The organism is Cryobacterium gelidum (assembly GCF_004403985.1).
In the GTDB taxonomy this organism is placed as follows: domain Bacteria; phylum Actinomycetota; class Actinomycetes; order Actinomycetales; family Microbacteriaceae; genus Cryobacterium; species Cryobacterium gelidum.
In genome coordinates this window covers 227,353-251,638 of record NZ_SOHL01000003.1, presented here as the reverse complement: position 1 = coordinate 251,638, position 24,286 = coordinate 227,353, and the positions used below count along the sequence as shown (strand labels likewise).

The 24,286-nt window shown below is 63.6% G+C and carries 21 protein-coding genes, 1 tRNA gene and 1 pseudogene; 13 read left to right on the top strand and 10 right to left on the bottom strand.

Annotated elements, in window-relative coordinates:
* Nucleotides 1–1,312: 1,312 nt before the first annotated feature.
* Nucleotides 1,313–1,753: a hypothetical protein gene (locus E3T50_RS01330; protein ID WP_134550216.1), complete on the bottom strand. Its 441-nt coding sequence runs from the start codon at nucleotides 1,751–1,753 to the stop codon at nucleotides 1,313–1,315.
* A 786-nt stretch (nucleotides 1,754–2,539) separates the two neighbouring features.
* Nucleotides 2,540–3,684, bottom strand: a pseudogene (locus tag E3T50_RS01325) (type IV secretory system conjugative DNA transfer family protein); the annotation flags it as partial.
* A gap of 306 nt (nucleotides 3,685–3,990) precedes the next feature.
* Between E3T50_RS01325 and E3T50_RS01320 the strand changes: the two are divergent.
* A complete protein-coding gene (locus E3T50_RS01320; RefSeq protein ID WP_134550215.1) occupies nucleotides 3,991–4,686 on the top strand; it encodes a hypothetical protein in 696 nt (231 codons plus the stop codon).
* A gap of 1,004 nt (nucleotides 4,687–5,690) precedes the next feature.
* Here E3T50_RS01320 and E3T50_RS01315 read toward each other — a convergent pair.
* The 6 genes from E3T50_RS01315 to E3T50_RS01290 form a co-directional block, all read right to left on the bottom strand.
* Nucleotides 5,691–6,113: a DUF302 domain-containing protein gene (locus E3T50_RS01315; protein ID WP_134550462.1), complete on the bottom strand. Its 423-nt coding sequence runs from the start codon at nucleotides 6,111–6,113 to the stop codon at nucleotides 5,691–5,693.
* Between the two features lie 44 nt (nucleotides 6,114–6,157).
* A complete protein-coding gene (locus E3T50_RS01310) occupies nucleotides 6,158–7,672 on the bottom strand; it encodes a multicopper oxidase family protein (protein ID WP_134550214.1) in 1,515 nt (504 codons plus the stop codon).
* The gene (locus tag E3T50_RS01305) at nucleotides 7,672–7,923 is read right to left on the bottom strand and encodes an SHOCT domain-containing protein (RefSeq protein ID WP_134550213.1); all 252 of its coding nucleotides are present in this window, start codon (nucleotides 7,921–7,923) and stop codon (nucleotides 7,672–7,674) included. Before E3T50_RS01305 ends, E3T50_RS01310 begins: the two co-directional genes overlap by 1 nt.
* A gap of 390 nt (nucleotides 7,924–8,313) precedes the next feature.
* A complete protein-coding gene (locus E3T50_RS01300) occupies nucleotides 8,314–9,606 on the bottom strand; it encodes an ABC transporter permease (RefSeq protein ID WP_134550212.1) in 1,293 nt (430 codons plus the stop codon).
* Nucleotides 9,603–10,343 carry an ABC transporter ATP-binding protein gene (locus E3T50_RS01295; RefSeq protein WP_134550211.1) on the bottom strand — a complete coding sequence of 247 codons (741 nt, stop codon included), beginning with the start codon at nucleotides 10,341–10,343 and terminating at the stop codon, nucleotides 9,603–9,605. The genes E3T50_RS01300 and E3T50_RS01295 overlap by 4 nt, the downstream gene beginning before the upstream one ends.
* 125 nt (nucleotides 10,344–10,468) lie before the next feature.
* Nucleotides 10,469–11,119 carry an MBL fold metallo-hydrolase gene (locus E3T50_RS01290; protein WP_134550210.1) on the bottom strand — a complete coding sequence of 217 codons (651 nt, stop codon included), beginning with the start codon at nucleotides 11,117–11,119 and terminating at the stop codon, nucleotides 10,469–10,471.
* 163 nt (nucleotides 11,120–11,282) lie between these two features.
* On the opposite strand from E3T50_RS01290, the gene E3T50_RS01285 reads away from it, so the two are divergent.
* From E3T50_RS01285 to E3T50_RS01270, 4 genes are all read left to right on the top strand, one after another.
* A tRNA-Glu gene (locus tag E3T50_RS01285) sits at nucleotides 11,283–11,355 on the top strand.
* Between the two features lie 93 nt (nucleotides 11,356–11,448).
* On the top strand, nucleotides 11,449–12,156 hold the full coding sequence (locus E3T50_RS01280) for a histidine phosphatase family protein (protein ID WP_134550209.1): 708 nt from the start codon (nucleotides 11,449–11,451) through the stop codon (nucleotides 12,154–12,156).
* A gap of 9 nt (nucleotides 12,157–12,165) precedes the next feature.
* Nucleotides 12,166–12,723, top strand: coding sequence for a DUF3090 domain-containing protein (locus E3T50_RS01275; RefSeq protein ID WP_134464884.1), 558 nt, complete (start codon nucleotides 12,166–12,168; stop codon nucleotides 12,721–12,723).
* Complete coding sequence (locus E3T50_RS01270; RefSeq protein ID WP_134550208.1) at nucleotides 12,723–13,508, top strand: SCO1664 family protein; 786 nt, start codon at nucleotides 12,723–12,725, stop codon at nucleotides 13,506–13,508. Before E3T50_RS01275 ends, E3T50_RS01270 begins: the two co-directional genes overlap by 1 nt.
* Nucleotides 13,509–13,520: 12 nt before the next feature.
* Here the strand turns inward: E3T50_RS01270 and E3T50_RS01265 are convergent, their stop codons facing one another.
* Together E3T50_RS01265 and E3T50_RS01260 are read right to left on the bottom strand one after the other, a co-directional pair.
* Nucleotides 13,521–13,997 carry an iron chaperone gene (locus E3T50_RS01265; protein ID WP_134550207.1) on the bottom strand — a complete coding sequence of 159 codons (477 nt, stop codon included), beginning with the start codon at nucleotides 13,995–13,997 and terminating at the stop codon, nucleotides 13,521–13,523.
* 223 nt (nucleotides 13,998–14,220) lie between these two features.
* Nucleotides 14,221–15,366 carry a methyltransferase gene (locus E3T50_RS01260; protein ID WP_134550206.1) on the bottom strand — a complete coding sequence of 382 codons (1,146 nt, stop codon included), beginning with the start codon at nucleotides 15,364–15,366 and terminating at the stop codon, nucleotides 14,221–14,223.
* Between the two features lie 327 nt (nucleotides 15,367–15,693).
* Between E3T50_RS01260 and E3T50_RS01255 the strand changes: the two genes are divergently transcribed.
* The 8 genes from E3T50_RS01255 to E3T50_RS01220 all read left to right on the top strand — a co-directional run bounded on the left by E3T50_RS01255 (nucleotide 15,694) and on the right by E3T50_RS01220 (nucleotide 24,217).
* Complete coding sequence (locus E3T50_RS01255; RefSeq protein ID WP_134550205.1) at nucleotides 15,694–16,719, top strand: TerC/Alx family metal homeostasis membrane protein; 1,026 nt, start codon at nucleotides 15,694–15,696, stop codon at nucleotides 16,717–16,719.
* 37 nt (nucleotides 16,720–16,756) lie between these two features.
* The gene (locus tag E3T50_RS01250) at nucleotides 16,757–17,548 is read left to right on the top strand and encodes a PP2C family protein-serine/threonine phosphatase (RefSeq protein ID WP_134550204.1); all 792 of its coding nucleotides are present in this window, start codon (nucleotides 16,757–16,759) and stop codon (nucleotides 17,546–17,548) included.
* Nucleotides 17,549–17,713: 165 nt separating this feature from the next.
* A complete protein-coding gene (gene leuC / locus E3T50_RS01245) occupies nucleotides 17,714–19,174 on the top strand; it encodes a 3-isopropylmalate dehydratase large subunit (RefSeq protein ID WP_134550203.1) in 1,461 nt (486 codons plus the stop codon).
* Between the two features lies 1 nt (nucleotide 19,175).
* Nucleotides 19,176–19,796 (top strand): 3-isopropylmalate dehydratase small subunit, encoded by a 621-nt coding sequence (gene leuD, locus E3T50_RS01240; RefSeq protein ID WP_134550202.1) that lies wholly within the window; start codon nucleotides 19,176–19,178, stop codon nucleotides 19,794–19,796.
* A gap of 179 nt (nucleotides 19,797–19,975) precedes the next feature.
* Entirely contained in the window at nucleotides 19,976–21,283 is a 1,308-nt protein-coding gene (gene murA / locus E3T50_RS01235; RefSeq protein ID WP_241990720.1) for a UDP-N-acetylglucosamine 1-carboxyvinyltransferase, read from the top strand.
* Nucleotides 21,284–21,308: 25 nt separating this feature from the next.
* Nucleotides 21,309–22,079, top strand: a complete 771-nt coding sequence (locus tag E3T50_RS01230) for a lysophospholipid acyltransferase family protein (RefSeq protein ID WP_420898701.1) — start codon at nucleotides 21,309–21,311, stop codon at nucleotides 22,077–22,079.
* Between the two features lie 37 nt (nucleotides 22,080–22,116).
* Nucleotides 22,117–23,220 (top strand): NAD(P)H-dependent glycerol-3-phosphate dehydrogenase, encoded by a 1,104-nt coding sequence (locus E3T50_RS01225; protein ID WP_134550201.1) that lies wholly within the window; start codon nucleotides 22,117–22,119, stop codon nucleotides 23,218–23,220.
* The gene (locus E3T50_RS01220) at nucleotides 23,120–24,217 is read left to right on the top strand and encodes a D-alanine--D-alanine ligase family protein (protein ID WP_134550200.1); all 1,098 of its coding nucleotides are present in this window, start codon (nucleotides 23,120–23,122) and stop codon (nucleotides 24,215–24,217) included. Before E3T50_RS01225 ends, E3T50_RS01220 begins: the two co-directional genes overlap by 101 nt.
* Nucleotides 24,218–24,286: the final 69 nt, after the last annotated feature.

The window sequence follows — 24,286 nt, the reverse complement described above, 5'->3', positions numbered from 1 at the left end:
TCCTCCGGGGTCACCAAGGCACTGATCGATCCCGCAGCGCTCGAATCGCGCCAGTGAAGCCGCAACATAACCGGGTGCTAATGCCAGAGGCACCGCCCAGAGGAGGTGCAGACTGTGTCGGCTGACATGTCCTTTGTCGACGTCATTCATTGTGGACCGTGACCATGCCAGAGGCTTTGACGCAGCCGACGTGTCCACTTGCGTTTATGGCCTTTGGGCCATTGATTGAGCGGGCGCCGGGAGTAATCAGTCTGAGTGTACTTCTGGAGTCCGTTGTGATCTTCGCTCCGACCGTGATTGCGCCGGCCTGGCAAGAAACACTGGAACCAGGAACAACGAGGTCCATGTAATGCTGTTGGCCGTCGCCAGCAACGAACTTCGTACCATTCAGGGTGACCACGACCCGGCCGACGCCGACTAGCCACAGGTCGTCAAGGTCTGCGGGTTCGGTGAGATCATCGATGACCACCAGCCACGGTCGGTCAGTACCCGCCAGGAAACTTAGGAACCGTCGAGCTAGGTTTTCCGGACCGCTGTCTGCGTCGGCAAGGTCGAGCTACACGGTGGCGGCGTACCCGATGATCACCGAGACACGCGATTCTCCGGATACCCACACTCGCACGTCCGCTGAGCTGGACGTGTAGGCGCTGACGGCCAATTGGGACTTTCCCATACCCCCACCCCCGCAGAGAACCGGTCGCAAGGTGCCAGTGATCTTGTCCTCAATATCTCTACGAGGCTTGAAGGCCGACGCCAAGGGCGGCGACGAACCGGCCACCATTAGCCAAGCGGCCGGTCGGCGAGGCGTGACATTCTCCATGTGGGCGTGATCATCGATGACGCCCACATGTGCATTTCCGTTGACGGTCACATCGTGCATCGGTCGCCCCCGTCTCTTGGCCCGTAAGTATCAAGCATCGCTCTCCGGTTGTAGTCAGTTCTCGACATGACCATGGTCCCCGATCATGCCGACGGTGTCACCGTTTACGGTGACCGTGTGTTTCGCTGTCCCTCGCCGCGTTGGCTTCCTCCAGAAGATTGTCAACGGATCGACAGCGTAGGCCGCCGGCATGCTGCCGAGGGGCGCCAAGAGCGCCGTCACCGCGCCTAGGGCCAGGAAAAGCTTCGGCTTACAGAATTACCCCCGTGTAGTAGCTGTAGCAGGATACTTCGGACAGGTGGAAAAGCGACGCGGCTCATTGCCGCGATGAATCGGTGTCAAGCTACATGTAGGGCGCCCCGCGCACGTACCCCCACTTCGCGCCAGCACAAGGCGCGTGGGCGAGGAGTTTTTTCGGCTAGGTGCCCGCGTTCAGGACGGGCGCACGCTCAACGCCACCTGGAGACCAACCAGCTCGCTGCTCACCGTTAGCTGGTTCGCGTAGCCGTTCTCGGTTGCGTACCCGATGCACAAGGTCGTGGGCCCGGTTGCCGTGGCTGGCCGCTGACACGTCCCCTCCACGGAGAAGATGACGTCCGCCGGAGCACCAATCTGTTCTACATCTTGGACGGTCACCGCCGTGTCTGATTGCCAGCGCCGGGCGATACTCGGACACGGGTTCGTGCTCATGCACAGAAATTGTTCGCGGCGGACGATGTCGTCCAGCGGCTCCCAGTCCCCGGGGATTGCCAGCCTCGACATCTGCGCCACGAACTCGTCGGTGACCCGGTCCTCGAGGGATCTGACGATAGAGAACGCCGACAGTGCGATGACAACGATGCAAACGAGTATTGCACCCAAGATCTTCTTCATGGCATCCCCACTGAACTTGGAGCAATGATGTACGAGTCGACGCGGTGTGACAGCTCCTGCACTCTATCGGCCACAGGCGAAAGCCTCCCGCCCCTAAACGGGTGCGGAATCTAAGGAACACCCGAGAGCTCGGTGTCTCGTAGGACGAAGCCCAGCGAAGCTCCATTGCCGGCAAAGCGTAGCTGCCAGGTTGAGCTCGGAAGGAGTCTTGAAATCGGAGGGCTACTCGGAGGCTGAGCCATCGGCGACACCGCGTGCCGTCGCGTCAGCGCCCAGAACGAGTCGGTCATCGGGCGTCTTCCGTACGAGAAATGTTGTGGGCCTCCAAGTCCACCGTTGGTCTTCCTTATGCTGCCCACATATCCAATGTCGGCGCGACGGTGACAGAGCCTGTCTCTTGATCGGTGTTCCGGCTTGACTCGCTGGACTGGGGTCTAACTGAGTCACGCCGACGGGACCGGCGTGTCCGGTGATTTCCACGAGTAGGCCCGCGCACCATGGTGCTTCGATTAGTTCAAGTGAATTTAAGGCTCGGGATGACTCAGCCCTTGGCCGGTTTTGGGCGGAAGTGATTGGTTGGGGTGTGTCCAGCGATGGATCGGGCGTGACCGACGAGCTGCGGGTGTCGGTCCGTATCCGGAGTTTGTTCGCATGCCCGATATAAGCGTGTGGACTCGCATCCACCTCGACCTGCGACCGTACCCATGAACAACCAACCGGCTGAGGTGGCCCGGCCGCGCGCTCGTGGTGCGGAAGCGGCTGATATTGGGCAGGACGACGTGCGCAACGGATGGAGCGCTGCGATGACCGTGAGCCGCGATCACCGATCGTGGTCGAGTCGGTGGATTCGTCGCGGTCGCCGATGAGGGTGGAGAGGTCGTGCAGGTCGCTTGAGTTGGATCGGCTCCGCCGATCACGATCTTGACGATCGAGGAGTCCCAGATGGTTCCGGCCGCGTTGTCGCTCCACTTCGTGCGTGCTTCCGCGAGGGACTGCAGCACCGGCATGGTCGTAATGCCGGTGCCGCCGCCTTCCGCCATGAGCGTGGGAAGCAAGGGGAGTGGCGCCAGGTTGCCGAACTCGTCGAGGGCGAGCAGCGGCGGGTCGAGTCGTGCACCCGCGCTTCGAGCCGCGATGCGGCGCGCGGTCTCCATGAGGTCCTCGACAAACGCCGACACGAGTGCGGCCGAGTTGTTCGACCCCGCGCCAATTGCGAGCAGGTAAAGAGTGCCATTGCTGCGCAAGAACCCGCAGGGTCGAACTCCTCGCCTTCCGGCGGTGATACGGGGTCCAGCACTCGCGGGTCAGCCAAGGCACCCAACGACAGGGAGACACCTTGCCAGATTGAATCGCGTGTGCATGGGTCGGCTTCGAGCATGGCCCGGAACGCGTCGCCCCAACCGGTGGCCGCGGCGGGAGTGCTCAGCAGGATGGAGACCGCGTCATGGGCGGCGGCCGGGCCGAGAGTCCACCGAAACAGTTCGGCGGGCGGGCAGTGGTCGAGCGCTGCGGCGTGCAGCACACGATTGCAGGGCTGTGCGGGTTTTGGCTTCCCAGAATCCTCGGCCGTAAAGACCGCCGGCTGCCAGACCGGTTCCGGTGGCGAGCCCCGCTGCGGGGATCATGCCCGTGAGCGGGTCTTCGCAACCGCGAATCGTTGACCACCGCAGCCCAACGGGCACGCCGGCCGCCAGCTGTTGCGGATCGAACACCGCGACGGGTTCAAGCTGGTGACGGGCTCGCAGCGTGGTCGTGAGGTTATTGGGGCGCGTCGAGGTGGTCACGACCGGGCCGATGACCAGGATCGAGTCCTCGCCGCTCGCCAAGACCTCGGTGTTGCGCGATCGGCCGATTCGATACCCAACGTCGCTGGGGCCGGCTTTCGTGAGGGACGGCCGAAGGTGCGCTGCGCGCTTGAGGATGCATCTCGCTATGCAGGAGTCCATTGCGCGCGTGCCCACGAACCGGGTTGCGCTCGAGGATATCCGGGGTGCTGCTTATATCGTGCGGCTGCGCATTGCGACGTCCATCCCAGCGATTTCGGCAGCGGAATTTGATTTGATCAGCCGAAGTCTTGGCAACCACCACTGTCAGAAAGCTCGATTTGCGGATACTCTTCGCCGCAAGCGTGCGTGCGTGCGAAAAATGCCAATGCATTTGGCTGAGGGCCACGTATCACCGCTGTCGCATTGATCGTCGGGATCGTCCCGATGGGCGAGGACACATAGGAGTGAATCGTGAAGAAGAACATCAAGCTGGTGCTCGGCGCGAGTGCAGCCGCGCTAATCGCCTTGTCGCTGGGCGCTGCGCCAGCGTCAGCGCATGTCCCGAAATCGGTGCGCGGTAACGTGGTGCTGACCGCCCACCTCACGGAGCTTAACGACTCAGGAGCGTCGGGTAAGGTCATCGCCGTCGTTCGCGGCGAGACAATCCGGGCGATCGGAATCCGCGCGAAGGGTTTGACGCCCAATGCTCCCCACGCCCAGCACATCCACTACGGCCAACAGGCCATGAATGAGTGCCCTACGCTGGCGTTGGACAGTAACGGCGACGGACGACTGAACACCGCTGAGGGTGTTCCGGCCTACGGCCCCGTTGTTGTGTCCTTGAACACCAGCGGAGACACCACGCCGGCCAGTTTCCTGGACGTGTCCCGGTTCCCCGTCTCGAAAAACGGCACCTATAGCTACCTTCGCACCAACATCCGATTCACGGACGTGGCCGGAACTGGCTACCCGGGAGCCGGAGGGCTCGGCACTGCCGCGCAGATCGCCAAGGCCATTCGCGGTGGCGAAGGCGTCGTAGTGATCCACGGAAACGACTACGACGGCAACGGAACGTACAACTTCAGCGATCCCCAGGGTGCGAGCGAGCTCGACCCCACCCTCCCCGCTGAGGCGACCGACCCGGTCGCCTGCGGAGTTCTGCACTAGACAGAAGCGTCTGGCCAAGGTTGAGGTCCAGGCGCCGTGCGAGCGCGCACAGCGCTGTACGGTCCTGGATCTCATCCTTCGATAGAACGCCTCTATTCCGGCGCCTGCTCGGGCCTGCTCGGGCCGGTAGCCGTGTAAGCCGCTTGGTGTTCCGCGGCGAGAGAACCGACGTCGGAGTCGGACGCGCTGGCGTTCCATACCGCGCCAGCCACGACGACGCCTACTTCCCAGACCGCACCGCTACACAGGCCCCCGGAGACGCCCTCACCACCGTTGGCAGCCTCTGCGTGAACGCGAGGCCAGAAGACAATCCCCGATGAACTCACGAAAAGTACCGCTGACCACAGTGACAACGTGCTGTACGGCGGCTAACCGCAGTCGGGCGTTGCGTTCGCGGGGTTCGAGATCGACGCGATCCATGCGGAGCTAGCTGAAAACCTCGCGCCGCCCGCGAGCGGTGAGAAGTTCAAGCGGGTGTGCAGATGCACTGCTGACTCGTTGGGATGTCGGCCAAAACGTCGTCGACATGCATGTCGCATCCGGTCCAATCAGCGAGGTCGGTATCGCCTCCTCGGGGGTACTTTGACACCGTAAACCAATGCCGGAACGGCCAGGAATGACCCGCCCCCCACTGACCACGCCGAGAAGCACACCGACGATCACTTCGAGAACCAGCGCGGCCAGGATCATGCGTGCGGCGCCAGCTGAGCGAGAACATCGCTCGCCGTGGGCTGGGCTGGCTGCGGCCAGTACATCGATTAGGTAATGCGCGGCGTGCCACGCAACCAACAATGCGCCGGGCACGTGAACGAAAAATCGACCGGATCATTCTGGTCCCGGTTACTCGGACGCTAACGCATGACAATGGCCGGGGGTGGGGACATCCTCGTTCCGAGGTCTGGTATAGGCGCGGCTTTCGCGTCAGAAAAGAGCGCCGCGACGCGCTGCGTTGCACAGATTCAGCGACAAAGCCCGCACCGTGCTTCAGCGGACCAGAGCGCACATTACTCGCTTCTGTTTTCTCCTTGGAGAGCGGCTAGCGCGGCGAGAAGACGTCCATCGGCTTGATCGGCAACGTTCTGTATCCCTGGAGAAGTGCTCAACTGGACCATGGTTTGTGGGTTGATGGCTTGCACCGTGGTGGTATTCGCTGATGGACTGCGTCGGATGACGACGTTGCACGGAAGCAGCAATCCCATGTCAGGATCTGCGGTGAGTGCTTGTTCGGCGAGGGCCGGGTTGCAGGCGCCCAGGATCAGGTAGTCGCCCAGTGTGTGTGCGCTTTCCATGCCGAGTTTCGTTTCGAAGGTCGCGTGGACGTCGATTTCGGTCAGAACGCCGAATCCCTGGTTGGCGAGTTCTTCCCGCACTCTGGAGACGGCTTCTTCGTAGGGCAGCGAGACAGTGATGGTGTGTGCGTAGTTCATTCGTTTCTCCCGATCCATTTTCTTGAATTGATGGTTGCGGTGGGTCAGTTCGCGGTGATGACTCCCGCCATTCCGCTGTCTTCGTGGTCAAGGATGTGGCAGTGATACAGGCTGCGTCCGCTGAAGTCGTCAAACGCGATACGCACGCGCACGGTGCTGCGTGCCGGAATGTTCACGACGTCCTGCCACATAATGGATTCGACGGGCTGGCCTGACTGTTCAATGATCTGCATCGGCCACACGTGCAGGTGCATGGGGTGATCGAGCGGGCTGGTATTTGTCAGCATCCAGTCCTCCACGCTGTCGAATTGCACGGTCGTGTCGATCCGGGTGGCATCGAATACCTGGCCGTTGATCGTGGCTGACATCATGCCCCCACTCATTCCTCCGCCCATGCCGCCGTCCATGTTTCCACCCATGCCGTTGCCTGTGTCCCCGCCCATTCCCATCGCGAAGATCAACTCGCGTCGGGCGGTTACGGTAGCCGCGCGTAGGTCACGTGGAACGGGCTGGCCGGGTATGGCGGCGACTGTGGCGACGGCGTCACCGGCCACGGTGAATGTGGCCAGCGCGATGTCGTCGGCTCCAGCGGAGCCTGCGCCTCCCATCATCATCCTGCCGGAATGGCCTCGATCATAGGCGTGGGCGCGCAGTACGGAGGTGCCGGCTGTGCCGGTGACGAAAAGGTCGGCCCGGTTGCCAGGAGCCAGCACGACCTCATCGACTTCGTGCGCGGCTTCGAAACGTCCGGAGTCGATTCCAAGAAGGGACATCTGCTGCCCGTCGAGGCGCAGTCGCAGGTAGCGGGACACGCAGGCATTGATGATGCGCCATCGTTCCCGTTCGCCAGGACGGGCAGTCATGCCGGAGGTGAGCTGTCCGTTGACGAGGACCAGGTCTCCCTCGCGTCCGGACATTTTCTCCATCGCTGTGGCCGCCGGAATAGTTCCCGTGGAATCGAGGGTGATGTCGGAGATGACGAGGACGCGTTCCCGGCTGGCGGGGATGGGGTCGGCGTCTTCGACGATGATGGCGCCGTAGAGCCCGCCGAATACCTGATCGGCCACGAAACCGTGGTGGTGCGGGTGATACCAGTACACGCCCGGCGGATGATTGGCGGGCAGGTCGTACTGGTAATCAAAGGAGTCGCCGGCTGCGACGGTGACAAACATGTTGTCGCCGTTATTCTCGGGCGACACGTGGAGGCCATGCACGTGCAGGTTGCTCGGGTCTGCCAGCCCATTGCGAAGGCGCACCCTGAGGGTGTCTCCCGCTCGAACGCGCAGGGTGGGGCCGGGCACGCCCCCGTTGTAACTCAGCGCACGCACGTCACGGCCAGCGATGGTCACCTGTTGGGGGGAAGCCTCGAGATCAACGGTAAGAGTGCCGCTGACGCTTCGGAGCTCCGGGGGCTCCATGAGGTCGCTTCCGAACGGAGATGCCGGTGACGTAGTCGACGGGATCCGTTGATTGACGAAGAAACCCGTTCCACCCACAGCTGTGCCTGCAATCCCCAGTCCGCCGAGGATCAGGGCGCTCCGGCGACTGAGATCGGGCACTACCGGCCCTCCTCGAGCACCCGCAACTGATCACGGAACTGCTCCGCAGTGAGCTCTCCCCGAGCGAATCGCTCCTCGAGAATCTGCCTGGCACTGACGGCACCAGCTTGCCTGGGAGCGGATCGCGTGTCATCGCTCCCGGACTTGTTCGACAGTAACCGAACAATGACATAAATGAGCACGGCGACGCCTGCCAGGGCCAGCAGTCCGAACCCCCAGGACCATCCCATACTTCCGTTACCCCACATCATCTGAGTTACTTCCTTCCGTTCACTGATCCGCAATGCCACCATATACCCCTAGCGGTATAAATTGTGGTCTTGTGAAAGCCATGACTTGCAGCATTGGAAGACCTTGCTGGAGGCATTGACCTGAGGCTGTCGGCCTGCGTGCGGGTCTCCATGCCGGAACCAAAAACGAGCCGGAAACCCCGCAAAGCGACCGGTATCGGAGCCTGCGCCTTCCTACTGGCGCATAGCGTGGAAGGCCTGACCACCGCGGAAAACCGCGGAATTCTGCGCCAGGAGCTACAGGCCAGTGTCTACAGGCCAGGAATGAACAGCGCGACCGTTCGATCGAGGGACTCGTTCAGGGCCGATGCCAGGACCGCGTCGTCTTCGGTGTCGGTGGGCGGCACCGCGCTACTCGTACCGCAGCGACTCGATCGGGTTTTGCTTGGCCGCCCGCTGGGCTGGCAGCGTGCCGGAGAGAAAAGCGATCAGCATGACCAGACCGATGACGAAGGCCACGGATGCCGGCTCGAACAGCAGAATGTTCAACCCGGGCAACCCCGAGAGCAGTCCCTGTGACAGCACGGCACTCAGGGCCGAGCCGAGACCGATGGCCACACCGGCCCCGATGGCACTGCCGAGGAACCCGATGACGATGGCCTCGAGGCTGAACAGGGTGTACACCTTGCCGCCGCTCATGCCCATGGCCTTCATCAGACCGATCTCCCTGGTACGTTCCTGCACGCTCATCAGCAGGGTGTTGATGATGCCGAACGCCGCGGCGATCAGGGCAATCACGGCGAAGGCGTTGAGCACGCCGACGATGCCGTTGATCACCGTCTGCACGGCCCCCAGCTGGTCCGCAATGGTGCTCGCGGTGTAACCCTCGGCCGCGAGATCCGTCTTGAGCGCGGTGACGGCATCCGCTGACAGCGCGGTGTCGAAGTGAGCGACAGCCACACCGTAGCTCGTGACCGCGGTCTCGATACCGCCGGACTGCGCATCGGCCAACTCGGCGATCAGTGCGTCGTTGGCCCCCGCGCCCGAAGCGAGCAGGCTCTCGAGTGAGACGCCGACGATGGTGGCATTCACGGTGTGCTTCTCGCCGAGAATATCGGTGATGCCGATCGAAACGGATGCCCCCACCGCGTCGTCCGCCGACGCGAACCCGAGCGGCTTCACAAAGGTGTCGGGCAGCACGAGCTGCGCCGCGGTGGCGCCGCCATCGAGCTGCGCGCCCGCCGTGAGGTCGGCGGTGGTGACTGCCGAGGTGGCATTGATGCTGAACTCGTACTGCGATCCGGAGTCGTATTCGATGTAATCGGGCAGCACCGATCGGATCGGATCGACCGAGACGATGCCGGCGGTATCGCCAATCGTCGTGAGGTCGGCGGCCGTGAGCGCCTTGGTCGTGGTGCCGGGAGGCCCCTGCTGGCTGGAGACGGATGCCGAACTGCTCGCGTCGTACTGGACCGGGCCGTCTCCGGCAGTGGTTGCGTCGCTCGCCTGCGTGATGATGAACACGTCGGGGGAGCCCAGGGAGCCCACCTGGGCGTCGACATACTGACTGACTCCCGCGCCGACGGCATTGGTGAGTGTGAGCGTGAAGGCGCCGACGAAGATGGCCAAAACGGTCAGGGTCGTGCGGAGCTTGCTGCGAAAGGTATTGGAGATCGCGGTGGCGACGAGGTCTTTGGTTCTCACGCTGTACCTCCGCCGATGACAAGTGCGTGGGCACCGGGGTTGTGTGTCTGGGCAGCGTGCGACACGACGAGTCCGTCGCGAATGTAGATCTGGCGATCACAGCGGGCAGCGAGTTCCTCGTCGTGGGTGACGATGACGAGCGTGATGCCCTGGTTGCGATTGAGCTCGAACAGAATGTCTTCCACCACGGCGCCGGTGGCGGTGTCGAGGTTTCCGGTCGGTTCGTCGGCGAAGATCACCCGTGGCGCATTGACCAGGGCGCGACCGATCACGACGCGCTGCTTCTGACCGCCCGAGAGGGTCGTGGCCTTGCTGCTGGCCTTGTCGGCCAGTTCGAGCTGTTCGAGAACTTCCATGCCGCGGCGGCGGCGCTCCTTGCCGTCAACGCCGGCGATCTTGAGCGGCAGAATGACATTCTCGAGCACACTCACGTTGGGGGTCAGAAAGAACTGCTGAAAAACGAAGCCGAACTCCTTGTTGCGCAGCTCGTTGACCGCGCGCTTGGCGAGCGACTTGGCCTCCCTGCCGGCAACCTCGAGCGTTCCTCGGTCGGGCTCGTCGAGCAGCGCGAGCAGGTGCATGAGGGTCGATTTGCCTGACCCGCTCTTTCCAACGATGGCCACGGTCTCGCCGGGTGCGATCTGAACGGAGACGCCTTTCAGAGCGTCGAAACGGCTCGCACCCGACCCGTAGGATTTCTCCAGGCCCTGCGCATCAATTACCCACTCGGAGTCCATCGTGCTTCCCTCGGTTCTGTGCGACCCACATGGGCCATATGTGCAGTAACTGCACTCTAAATTGCAGTCGCCGCAAGTTGACTGAGGGCGGGTCGTTTTCGAGCGGATGCGGCAGTCGGGTGGGTCTACAAGTCGAGGCTTTCACCCGGTTCCAGCGGAAAGAACTCGCCGCCGCCCTGTTTCGTGACGCCTTGAATTCGCGCGTTCGACAAGTCTTTTCCGGCGCGGGAGAGCAACATCTCGTGGGTAGTGAAGCTGCGCTTGGGCTTCACGGCCAGAACGTAGTCCATCGCCTCACTGAGTTTCATCCAGGGCGCTGCGGCCGGTACGGCGAGCGTGCCGACCTCGACCCCCTCGGGAATCGTGAAAGCGTCCCCGGCGTAGTACAACTCGTCATTGACTAACACCCCCACGTTGTCGATGACCGGGATCGATTCGTGGATGACCGCGTGCGTGGCTCCGAAGAAACGCAGCGTGAATGGAGCGACCAGGACGGTATCGCCGGCCTGCACCGTCGTGACATCGAGATCGGCGTTGACGGCGGCAATGGCCCGAGCGACGCCGGCCGGCGCGAAAATACGCAGGTCGGAGTTCGTTTCTACGATGCGGCCGAGCTGATCGGGGGTCCAGTGGTCGGCGTGTTCGTGGGTGATGACCACGGCAACGGCATTCGCCGTGTCGCTGAGCGCGCTGGTGAACGAACCGGGGTCGATGTAGAGCTTCTTGCCAGACAGTTCCAGGATCAGGGCGGCGTGTTCGAGCTTGGTCAGTTTCATTCCCCGAGCTAACCCCGATTCGCGTCGTGGCGCAACGGCATCCGCTTTCTGGACGTCGTTCCTGCACGTACGAACGGGGTGACGCCCACCCGCGGCGACGCGCCGCGTGCGCTCGGTTTGGATGTGCCCTCGTGCGTGTGGCATACTCGGTAAGTTGCAAAACGGCCCCATCGTTTAGCGGCCTAGGACATCGCCCTCTCACGGCGGTAACGCGGGTTCGAATCCCGCTGGGGTCACAATTGCCCGGTTGCCTTCTTCTGCGAAGGCGCCGGGTTTTCTTGTTTTTAGGCCGTCGCGGGGTGTGGTCCGCCGTGTATAGGCTCGTAACCATGGCCACAGTCATTCTCGTGCGACACGGTCGCACCACAGCCAATGCCGATGGAGTGTTAGCCGGTCGTACCCTCGGGGTCAGGCTCGACCAGTTCGGGCGTGACCAGGCCGCCCGCACGGGGGAGCGACTTGCCCCCGTTCCGCTGGTCGGTGTGGTCTCCAGTCCGCTGGAACGATGCCGACAGACGTCGGACCAGATTCTTGAACGTCAGCCTGGCGCACTGGTGACCACGGTGGAGGAGGGGATCACGGAGTGTGATTACGGACTCTGGCAGGGTCGCACTCTTCATGACCTCGCTCACGAAAAACTGTGGTCGGTCGTGCAAACGCAACCCTCAGCTGCCGTTTTTCCCGGTGGCGAGTCGATGGCCACCATGCAGGCCCGCTCGGTCGCCGCCATTCGACGCCGCGATGCGGAGTTCGAGTCGGAATATGGACCCGATGCCGTGTGGGTGGCGGTCAGCCACGGTGACATCATCAAGTCGATCCTGGCCGATGCGCTCGGCATGCACCTCGACCTGTTCCAGCGCATTTCTGTCGGTCCGGCCTCGGTGTCGATCGTGCGCTACGGGCCCAATCGTCCCAATGTCATCGCCACCAACACCGACTCCGGCGACCTGTCCTGGCTACGCGCGAGTAGTCCCGGAGCCGACGCGCCGGTCGGCGGCGGGGCCGGTCCTGAGGCGCCACAGAGATTGCGCTCCTAAAATATTCATATGCCCACAATCGTCTACGAATTTGCCTGGCCCGATCGCGTCGTCATCGGCACGGTCGGGCTGCCCGGATCACGCACGTTCTACCTGCAGGTGCGCACCGGAGCCCAAATTGTCAGTATCGCCCTGGAGAAACAGCAATCTGCGCTGCTCGCCGAGAAGCTCACCGAGCTGTTGGAGCAGCTGATGACGCACGACGGCAACCCCTTCAGCGTGCCAGCCACCACGCCCATCGAACTCGTCGACAACGACCCACTGGAACAGCCGGTCGAGGAGCAATTTCGCACCGGCACGATGAGCCTGGGTTGGGACCCGCGCACCGCGCAGGTCGTGATCGAGGCGTATCCGCTCACGCCGGACGACGACGAGGACGCGGACGAGGACAGCGCCCCCGATGCGCAGCCAGCGGAAATGCTGCTGGTACGCCTCCCCGTTGGCACCGCCCAGGCCTTCGCGACACGTACCCGCGAAGTGGTGGGCGCCGGCCGACCCATTTGCGTTCTCTGTGGTACACCTGTCGACGCAGCAGGGCACGTCTGCACCCTTCCCGGCGATAACTGATGGTGCCGGAGGCCGAGCGGGGCAATGCGGATCTGGTCAACGCGGGTCTCGAGCTCACCGGACGCATCCGGACGGCCTCGAATGCGACCTTCCTCGGCAGCATCGGCGATATCGCGGTCGTCTACAAGCCCATCGCGGGCGAGCGTCCATTGTGGGACTTTCCCGACGGTGACCTGGCCCACCGCGAAGCCGCGGCCTACCTGGTCTCGGAGGCACTCGGCTGGAACGTCGTACCGCGCACCTGGTTGCGCGATGGTCCCTTAGGCGTCGGCATGGTGCAGCTCTGGCAGGAACCTGATCCCGAACAGACCGCCGTCGACCTCGTGTTGACCGATGCAGTCCCGGATACGGGCTGGCGTCACGTTTTGGATGGTCAGGACGAGCAGGACCGTGCGGTCAGCCTCATCCACGAGGATTCTGTTGCCCTGCGACGGATGGCAGTCTTCGATATCGTCGTGAACAATGCCGATCGCAAGGGTGACCACATTCTCGCCATGACGAACGGACACCGTCACGGCGTCGACCACGGACTCACGTTTCACGTTGACGACAAGCTGCGTACGGTTTTGTGGGGCTGGCTCGGTGAAGATCTCACCGGCGACGAGCTGGCCGGGATCGAACGGGTGCGCTCGCAGCTGGCGGGCGAGCTCGGCGAGACGCTCACTGGGTTCGTCAGCGACCTCGAGGCCGCGCAGCTCGCGGCGCGCTGCGACCGGTTATTGGCCGAGCGCCGCTTTCCCGCTCCGCGCCGTGACCAGTCCGCCGTGCCCTGGCCGCTGTTCTGAAGTGGGCGGTGATCAGCTCACAGCCCGCGTCAGGAGGGCTGCGATCGTTACTTCGTCGGCTTCGCTCAGCCCCGTCAGGGCGAAGGCTGTCGGCCAGATCGTTCCGTCGTCGAGGTTCGCCTCATCGTTGAAGCCGAGCGTGGCGTACCGCGTCTTGAACTTCTGTGCGCCCTGAAAGAAGCAGACGATGTTGCCGTCTCTGGCATACGCGGGCATCCCGTACCAGAGCTTGGGTGACAGGCCCGGTACGGTCGCCATGATCACGGCGTGAAGGCGCTCGGCGAGAACGCGATCCGCATCGGGCATCTGGGCAATCGCAGCGAGTACCGCGCTCGTGTCCTCCGCCTCCTTGTTCGTTGCCCGGCTGCGGCGCTTCTCTGCCCGCAGTTCGGCGGCGCGCTCCTTGATGGCAGCCCGTTCCTCCTTCGAGAAGCCCGTTGACGGTTCGCTGCTGGCCGCGGTAGCGGCGGGCTTGTGCACGTTCTCCATGGCAGAATCTCCAATTCTCAGATCGTCGGCTCAAACGCCGAGCAGGACTAACACGTGGCAGACGACGTAGACGGCCAGACGATCGCCTGGAGCAAGCCGAGGATGACGCCCCAGAACACACCATCGCCGACAGAGTACCCGCCGAGACCGCCCGGCAACACCCGAATGTCAGCCGGTTTGCAGCGCGCTTCGTGGCCCCGCCAGGCCGGTAAAGTTTCGCGAGTCAGCGGGCTGGTTCGCTGGCCGTGAGACGCCAGAGCGAGGTGACTTCGTTTCTCCGCACCGCGTGCAGCGGGTCGTTCGTGTCGCTTGCGCGGGAGTGCCCGGCGGGTGCTTCGAGCGCACCAAGCACCCGGAGGCCGGCGGTATCGATCACGTTCATGAGGTCGTCACGGGAGCGGAGCCCGACCAGTTCGGCGAAATCCGAGAGCACGAGCCAGGCTTCACCACCGGGTTGCAGATGGTCGAGCACACCGGCCAGAAATCCTTTGAGCATGCGCGAGCCGGGGTCGTAGACGGCCGCGTCGAGCAGTGAGTGTGCGGTCGCCGGAATCCACGGCGGGTTGCAGACGATCAGATCGGCGCGCCCGTCGGGAAACAGGTCGGCCAGCCGCACCTCAACCCGATCATCGAGCTTCAGCCGCGAGACCGTTTCCCGAGCGGATGCGACGGCGCGCGGTTCAATATCAGTCGCGACCACCCGGGGCACGCCCCGGGTGGCGAGCACCGCCGCAAGCACCCCGGTACCGGTGCCGATGTCGAAGGCGACCCGTGGCGTGCCCAGCGGAGCGCTGGCCACGAGGTCGACGTATTCGCTGCGCACCGGAAAAAACGTGCCGTAGTGCGGATACACCTTGGCGTTCAGCGCGGCGACGGGAATGCCCTTGGTGCGCCACTGGTGTGCGCCGATCGTGCCGAGCACCTCGTGCAGCGACACAACGGATGCCTCGGTGATGCTTCCATAGGCATCAACCGTGGCCGCGACCACGTTGGGAGCCCGGCGCAACCCGATGACGTTGCCGTCATCCAATGGAACGAGCAGCAGGCCGAGAATCCGCGCCCGGTGCGAGCGATTCTGGCGATAGCGGTAGAACAGCTCGGCAGTCGTGCGCTCGATGCGATCCGGGCGCGGCCGCGTGCGGTGCTCCAGGGCCGTCAGAATCTGGCGGGCGTTCTGGAAGTCCCCGTTCCAGAGCATCCCGACACCCTGCGAGGCCAGCCGGTAGGCGGCATCCGCTGTGATGGTGTCGTCGACGGGCACGACGCGCTTGGGAGCCGACGCACCATTGGCCGATTGCCAAAGAGCGGAGGCAGCGTGACCGTCCTGGGACCAGCCGATGTATTCGCGCGGGGTGTCTGCGGCCGTCATCGAAGCCGGTCCATAGTCATAGCCTCCAACTATAGGCCGCGGCGAGGTACGACATCGATGCTCGCCTGCGTCGTGGCGACCGGCCCCGGCAGCCACTCGCAGCTGGCCGCGTGCGCGTGCGGGCCGTTCCACTGATAAGATTTTCCAAGCGAAGGGGAGTATCCCTCTGGGCCCGATCGGGTTCTATGTCGCGATCGTCAATACGGGCCGCGCAGTAGGGGCCCCGGTCGTGGTGGCATCGATGGGCTCCGTTCGGGTGTTCTCGGTGCGGGAGAGACTTTCGGGTTTTTGCAACACCCGACTCCCGTAATTTCTTGAAAGGCCCCCGTGGAACTCGCACTCCCTCTTTGGTTCGAAATTGGATCCCTGGTCCTCTTGACCGTCATCCTCGTCGCCGACCTGCTTATCGTCTATAAGCGTCCGCACGTACCCAGCATGCGAGAAGCCAGCCTTTGGGTGGCGTTCTATGTCGGGCTCGCCCTGATCTTCGCTTTGCTGATGCTCCTGCTCGGCGATGCCGAGCATGCCGGCCAGTTCCTGGCTGGCTGGCTCACCGAGTACAGCCTGAGCATCGACAACCTGTTCGTCTTCGTCATCATCATGGCCCGGTTCTCGGTGCCCAGAAAGTATCAGCAGGAAGTGCTGATGGTGGGCATCATCATCGCCCTCGTGCTGCGCGGAATCTTCATTCTGCTCGGCGCCCAGCTGATCGAAAGCTACAGCTGGATCTTCTATATCTTCGGCGCGTTCCTGTTCTACACCGCCGTCAAGCAGGCGTTCTCGTCTGAGGAAGAAACGGAAGACAAGGAAAACGGTGTCATCCGTTTGCTCCGTCGTCGCATTCGCATCTCGTCGGAATTCGACGGCTCCAAGGTGCGCACCCGGATCGACGGCAAGAAGGTCTTCACTCCGATGTTGATCGTGTTCATCGCGATCGGCACGACCGACCTCATCTTCGCCCTCGACTCGATTCCGGCGATCTTCGGAATCACGACGAGCCCGTTCATCGTGTTCACGGCGAACATCTTCGCCCTGATGGGCCTGCGCCAGCTGTACTTTCTGCTCGGCGGACTGCTCGAACGACTCGAGTACCTCAAGTACGGTATCGCCGTCATTCTCGGCTTCATCGGTGTCAAGCTCGTGTTGCACGCACTGCATGAAAATGAGGTCGCGTTCATCAACGGTGGTAACCCTGTTGAATGGGCTCCGGAAATTGGCACCTGGACCTCGCTCGGCGTGATCATCGGAAGCATGGCCGTGGCCACCATCGCGAGCCTGATCAAGGCGCGCCATGATGCCAAGAAGCGTGGACACACGCTGGCCGAGGAGATTTCGGCTAACGTTCACGAATGATTGATGGGGGCCGCGCGTCGGCGAACGGGGGATGGTCATGACTCTGAATCAGCAGAGCACCATTGAAGTCTCCACCGCCACCGCCCGGCTCTCGTTCAGCGCGCGGTCCGAGGTCGGCAGCGTGCGCAAGATCAATGAAGACAGCGTCCTGGCGCAGTCTCCGGTCTTTCTCGTTGCCGACGGCATGGGGGGCCACGCCCAGGGAGACGTCGCCAGTCAGACCGTGCTGCGGGTGTTCGACGAGCACATTGCGCGCGACCTGCCGTCGACTCCGGAACGTATTCTCGATGCCATCCACTCCTCGAACGATGCGGTGCGCGATCTCAGCGCCGCCGATGACTACGGCACCGCCGTGTCGGGTACGACCCTCGCCGGCATCGCCTTCGTCGATGCCGGCGACGATATCGGCTACCACTGGATGGCCTTCAACGTCGGCGATTCCCGTGTCTACACCTGGGCTGAAGGCGTACTGACCCAGCTGTCGATTGACCATTCCGCCGTGCAGGAGATGGTCGACGCTGGCCTGATTTCGACCGAAGAAGCCGAGAATCACCCCGAACGCAATGTCATCACGCGGGCGATCGGCGCCGACGAGTTCGTCGATGCCGACGTCTGGCTATTGCCGGCCCTGGGAGTGCACTCTTTCCTGATCTGCTCGGACGGGCTGACCAAAGAACTCGACGACGCGGCGATCGCGCGCATACTCGCCATGGACATCGGCTCGGATGCAGCCGGACGCAGCGTCGCTGACGTTCTCGTCGATGAAGCCATCGACCATGGCGGGCGCGACAACGTGAGCGTCGTCTACCTGGAGTCGACGTTCGACTGACGCGTTCGACGGGCTGCGCGCGAGCCGGGTTGCTGGGCGAGGTGTTAGCCTGAACCCGTGGTGCTGAGTCGACTTCTTCTGTGCCGCGACGAGTCCCTGTCCTGAGGCCTCACTCGTCGCGGAGTTCGGCGTGGCTGCCATCGATTCGTGAGGAAGACGCTCAAAATGACCAACGTGATACCCGCTTCGCAAGTTAGCTCCCGCACCGGCCTGCGCACGATCGCCGAGAAGGTATGGGACCGGCACCTTGTCACCAAGGGTCAGGATGGCACGCCCGACCTGATCTACATCGACTTGCACCTGCTGCACGAGGTGACCAGCCCTCAGGCTTTCGATGGCCTGCGCCTCGCCAATCGAGCCCTGCGTCGCCCCGATCTGACGATCGCGACCGAAGACCACAACACGCCAACGCTCGCCATCGACCGGCCCATCGCCGACCCGACCAGCCGCACCCAGATCGAGACCCTGCGTCGCAACTGCGCCGAGTTCGGGGTGCGCCTGCACTCACTCGGTGACATCGAGCAGGGCATCGTGCACGTCGTCGGCCCGCAGCTGGGGCTCACCCAGCCCGGCATCACCGTGGTCTGCGGCGATTCTCACACGTCAACTCACGGCGCATTCGGCGCCATGGCGCTGGGCATCGGAACGAGCGAGGTCGAGCACGTCATGGCCACCCAGACGCTGCCGCTGAACCCGTTCAAGACGATGGCCATCACGGTCAACGGCAGGTTGCGTACCGGGGTTACCGCGAAGGACATCATCCTCGCTGTGATCGCCAAGATCGGAACCGGCGGGGGAGCCGGCTACGTGCTCGAATACCGTGGTGAGGCCATTCGCGCCCTCTCCATGGAGGGCCGCATGACCATCTGCAATATGTCGATCGAGGCCGGCGCCCGCGCCGGCATGGTCGCTCCCGACCAGGTCACCTACGACTACCTGCAGGGTCGCGCCCACGCGCCCCGCGGGGCCGACTGGGACGCGGCCGTCGCCTACTGGCAGACCCTGGCCACGGATGACGGCGCGACCTACGACGCCGAGGTCATCATCGACGCGAACGAGCTCGAACCGTTCGTCACCTGGGGCACCAACCCCGGACAGGGCGTGTCCCTGAGCGGATCGGTTCCCAACCCCGCCGAAATCGTCGACGCCAACGAGCGTTCCGCGGCCGAGCGGGCCCTGGAATACATGGACCTGCGGGCTGGTACTCCCATGAAGCAGATTCGCGTCGACACCGTTTTCCTCGGCTCGTGCACCAACAGCCGGGTCGAAGACCTGCGCGCTGCCGCCGAGATCATCAAGGGCAAAACCAAAGCCGAGGGAGTGCGCATGATGGTTGTACCCGGCTCTGCCCGGGTGCGCATCGAGGCCGAAGCCGAGGGACTGGACAAGATCTTCCTTGATTTTGGAGCCGAATGGCGTTTCGCCGGCTGCTCGATGTGCCTCGGCATGAACCCCGACCAGCTTGAACCCGGCGAACGCTGCGCCTCAACCAGCAACCGCAACTTCGAAGGTCGTCAGGGCAAGGGCGGGCGCACCCACCTGGTGTCGCCCCTCGTCGCGGCGGCCACGGCCATTCGCGGTACGCTCAGCAGCCCGTGGGACCTCGTTTCGGATGGAGACCAGTAGCATGCAGAAGTTCACCACCGTCACCGGCATCGCGGTACCGCTGCGCCGGTCCAACGTCGACACCGACCAGATCATCCCCGCCGTGTTCCTCAAGCGTGTCACGCGAACCGGCTTTGAAGATGCCCTGTTCGCGGCTTGGCGGCTCGACCCGGATTTCGTCATCAACAAGAAGGAATACCAGGGCGGCCGCGTGCTCATCGCCGGCACCGACTTCGGCACCGGCTCCTCCCGCGAACACGCGGTGTGGGCCCTGCGCGATTACGGCTTCGACGTGGTCCTCAGCCCCCGGTTCGGCGATATCTTTCGCGGTAACTCCGGCAAGCAGGGACTGCTCGCCGGGCAGATCAGCGAAGCGGATGCCGACACCCTGTGGAACCTGATCGAGTGTGACCCCGGGATTGAGCTGACCGTGGATCTGGTGAGCAAAACCGCGCGTGTCGGCGATCTGACCGTGGATTTCGAAATCGACGATTACACTAGATGGCGGCTGCTCGAAGGTCTTGATGACATCGGGCTGACGCTGCGTGACGAAGCGCGAATCGATGAATTCGAAGCGACGCGCGAGTCGTGGCTGCCCCGCACCCTTCCCGCGCTGTCCGTCGAATCGACCTCTACGCCTTAAATTGCACTAGTTTGCATGGCGCTAATCTGCACCAGGACAGGTATTTTGTGAGCACTCTCAGCGACGCCCGGCGTGATCAAGAGGCGAAGGATTTGAACGAAGCCAGGCGCCACGACGACGCCAACGAGCGGGGGAGCGCACAGAACCATGGAGCATCCGTTGGCCTCAGCTTCGATAAAATCACCATTCGCGGCGGTATCCCGCTGGTCGGCCGGATCGAGTTGAAGGGGGCGAAAAACCTCGTCACCAAGGCCATGGTCGCCGCCCTGCTCGGTGAAACCCCCAGCGTGCTCAAGGACGTTCCGAACATCAGCGATGTTCGAATCGTTCGTGGGCTGCTCGAAGTACACGGCGTCAAGGTGACAGAGGGCGACGAACCGGGTGACCTCATTCTCGACCCGGTCAACGTGGAGAGCGCGCACTTCGCCGCCATCGACGCCCACGCCGGATCCTCGCGCATCCCCATTCTGTTCTGCGGACCGCTGCTGCACCGGCTCGGCGAGGCGTTCATTCCTGACCTCGGCGGCTGCCGCATTGGTGACCGACCGATCGACTTTCATCTCGAGGTGCTGCGCAAGTTCGGTGCTGTCGTCGAGAAGCAGCCCAACGGCATCCGCATGTCGGCGCCGAACGGTCTCAAGGGCGCCAAGCTCGAGCTGCCCTACCCGAGCGTGGGAGCGACCGAGCAGGTGCTGCTCACCGCGGTACGGGCCGACGGCATCACCGAACTCAAGGGTGCGGCGATCGAGCCCGAGATCATGGATCTCATCAATATTTTGCAGAAAATGGGCGCTATTATCACGGTCGACACCGACCGGGTGATTCGCATCGAGGGCGTCGAACGCCTGACGGGCTACCACCACCGTGCGCTGTTCGATCGTAACGAAGCGGCGAGCTGGGCTGCCGCTGCCCTCGCGACCAACGGCGACATCTTTGTCGGCGGTGCCCGCCAGCCCGAAATGCTCACATTCCTCAACGTCTTCCGCAAGGTCGGTGGCGCTTTCGACATCTGCGACGACGGCATCCGTTTCTATCATCCCGGCGGCGACCTCAAGCCCGTCATCATCGAAACGGATGTTCACCCCGGCTTCATGACGGACTGGCAGCAGCCGCTCGTCATTGCCCTGACGAAGGCGCACGGCACGTCGATTGTGCACGAGACGGTCTACGAGCAACGCTTCGGATTTGTCGATGCGCTCGTCGACATGGGCGCGACCATCCAGATTCACAAGGAATGCCTCGGCGGGCATCCGTGCCGCTTTGGTCAGCGCAACTTCAACCACTCGGCCGTCATCACCGGCCCAACCAAGCTGCACGGCGCCGACATCGTCGTGCCCGACCTGCGTGGTGGCTTCAGCCACCTGATCGCGGCGCTCTCCGCCGATGGCACCTCCACGGTCAGCAACGTGGGAATCATCAGCCGCGGTTACGAGAACTTCATCGGCAAGCTGCGGCTTTTGGGGGCGGACTTCGATCTCGAAGGATAATGGGCGCGTGCCTGAAAATAATGCCGTGCCAGAATTACCCGTGCCACCGACCCGAATCCGTTCGGAGAAGAGCCGGCCGTCGGCGTTCTGGATTCTCGCCGGGGTGATTCTGCCGGTGATGAACCTCGTGGCTCGTTACGAGATCATCGATGCTCACAAGTTTCCGCGCAGCGGTGCGTTTGTCTTTTCCCCGAACCACTACAGCGAGATCGATCCCGTAGTCATGGGCGTCGTCGCGTGGAAGCTGGGGCGGCTGCCGCGGTTCCTGGCGAAGGCATCCGTTTTCAAGATTCCTGTGCTTGGCTGGGTGCTGGGCAAGTCGGGCCAGATTCCGGTGCAGCGCGGCGGGTCGGTGCGCGGCAGCGAACCGGTCAAGGCGGCGCAGCGCCTGGTCGCGAAGGGCCAGATGGTGGTCGTGTACCCGGAAGGCTCGCTCACCCGCGACCCCGACCTGTGGCCGATGCGCGGTAAGACCGGCGCCGTGCGCATCGCGCTCGAGCAGGGGATTCCGATCGTGCCCGCCGCCCACTGGGGCACCCAGCACCTGATGGAGCGGTATTCCAAGAAGATCAACCTGTTTCCGCGCAAGACCATCACCGTGAAAATCGGCGACCCGATCGACCTCGCCCAGTTTCAGGGCCGCAGCCTCGACACGGCCACGCTCAACGAGGCGACCGCGGTCGTGATGGTGGCCATCACTGCGCTGCTCGAAGACCTGCGCGGCGAGAACGCTCCGGCCAAGCGGTGGAATCCGTCGGAGCACAACCAGAAAGAGACCGGTCGTTTTGACGCCTAGAACCCTCCCGCAGCCCAAGATTCAACCAGGCACTCGGGTGGCCGTTCTCGGGGCCGGCAGCTGGGGAACGACCTTCGCCAAAATTCTGACGGATGGCGGTGCCGACGTCGTTCTCTGGGCCCGCCGTCCCGAATTGGCGCGCGAAATCTCCGAAGCACGCCGTAATAGTGACTACCTGCCGGGGGTGAATCTGCCGGTCGGCCTGCGTGCAACGAGCCGCCTCGACCTGGCCCTGGCCGGCGCCGAAATGGTCTTCGTCTCGGTGCCGAGCCAGTCGCTGCGCGAAAACCTGAAGCAGGTCGAGCCCTACCTGGCCGAGAACGCGATCATCGTCTCGCTCATGAAGGGAGTCGAGCGCTCGACCGGTATGCGGATGAGTTCGGTGATCGAGGAGGTGCTGCGCATCGGCCCCGATCGCATTGCGGTGATCAGCGGGCCGAACCTCGCGCTCGAAATCGCCAAGGAACAACCCACCGGCGCGGTCGTCTCATCTTCGAGCCTCGAAACCGCGCAGGCCGTGGCGAAACTGGCTACCAACCGGTACTTCCGCTCCTATATCAACACCGACGTCATCGGTACCGAGTTCGGTGGGGTGCTGAAAAACCTCATCGCGGTCGCCATCGGTATCGTCGACGGTGTCGGTTTTGGCGAAAATACCAAAGCCTCGATCATTACCCGTGGTTTGGTTGAAATGACCGACTTCGCGGTCGCCTACGGAGCCCAACCCGAGACACTGGCCGGCCTGGCCGGCCTGGGCGACCTCATCGCCACCTGCCAGTCGCCGCTGTCGCGCAACAACACGGCCGGGCGGCTGCTCGGGCAGGGCTACAGCATCCACGATGTCGTCAAGCAGATGCAGCAGACCACCGAAGGCCTCGCCTCGGTGAAACCGGTCCTCGAACTCGCCCGCGCCAAGGGCGTGGAGATGCCGATCGTCGAACAGGTCCGCCAGGTGCTGGACGGCACGCTCAATCCCCGCGACATTGCGCCGCACCTCACAACTGACTCCGGCGAACCGCAGGGCGAAAGGACACTTGACGATGGACAAGCTCACGGTGGTGCTTCTCTTTGGGGGGCGTTCCAGCGAACATTCGATCAGCTGCGCCACGGCGGGCGGGGTGCTGGCAGCCCTCGACCCTGAGCGCTACACGGTCATCCCGGTCGGGATCACCCGGGACGGTGCGTTCGTTCTCGAAGACAACGACCCGGCCAAGTTTGCTTTGAACGCCTCGGCGTTACCGGTTGTCGCCGACAACGGAACCCGGGTGCGCTGGCCGGAGAGTTCGTCCAGCCGGGAACTGACCGTGGTCGACGCAGCTGGTGCGCGCTCGCTCGGCTCTGTCGACCTGGTATTCCCGATTTTGCATGGACCGTTCGGCGAGGACGGCACCATTCAGGGCATGCTCGACCTGCTCGGCCTGCCGTATGTCGGGTCGGGAGTTCTCGCATCCGCTCTGGGTATGGACAAACACTTTGCCAAGACCGTCTTTCAACAGGCCGCGCTGCCGGTTGCGCCGTGGCGCACCCTGACAGCGGATGACTGGGCAGCGGCCCCCGACATGGCCTACACGGCCCTCGAGCAGCTCGGCCTGCCCGCCTTTGTGAAGCCGGCGCGTGCCGGGTCGAGCGTCGGCGTCAGCCGGGTGTCGACGCCAGACCAGCTGGCCGACGCCATGACGGTCGGGCTTGCCGAAGACAACAAGGTGCTCATCGAATCCGGGCTGGTCGGCCGGGAGCTGGAGATTGCCGTGCTGCAAGGACGCCCGGGGGAAAAGACCCGCGCCTCCCTGGCCGGCGAGGTCGTCGTGTCCGGTCGCGACTTCTACGACTTTGCCGCGAAGTATCTGGGCGCGTCGGGCGTCGACCTGGTTTGCCCAGCGCCCCTGTCCCCGGCCGAGCTGGCTGAGGTGCAAGGGCTGGCCATTGCCGCCTTCGAGGCGATCGGCGGCGCGGGCCTGGCCCGGGTTGACTTCTTCTTCACGGCGACCGGTTGGGTGATCAACGAGATCAACACCATGCCCGGGTTCACGAGCATCTCAATGTTTCCGAGCTGCTGGCTAGCGAGCGGCTACACCTACCCCGAGCTGATCGACGAACTCATCGCGGTGGCCATGGCCCACGCCCGGCACGGGTGCTGAGGGGACTCGCCCATGTTTCCCGAGGTTCTCGGGAGCCTGCGGGTACCACGCCTCGGCTGCGCGCGGCCC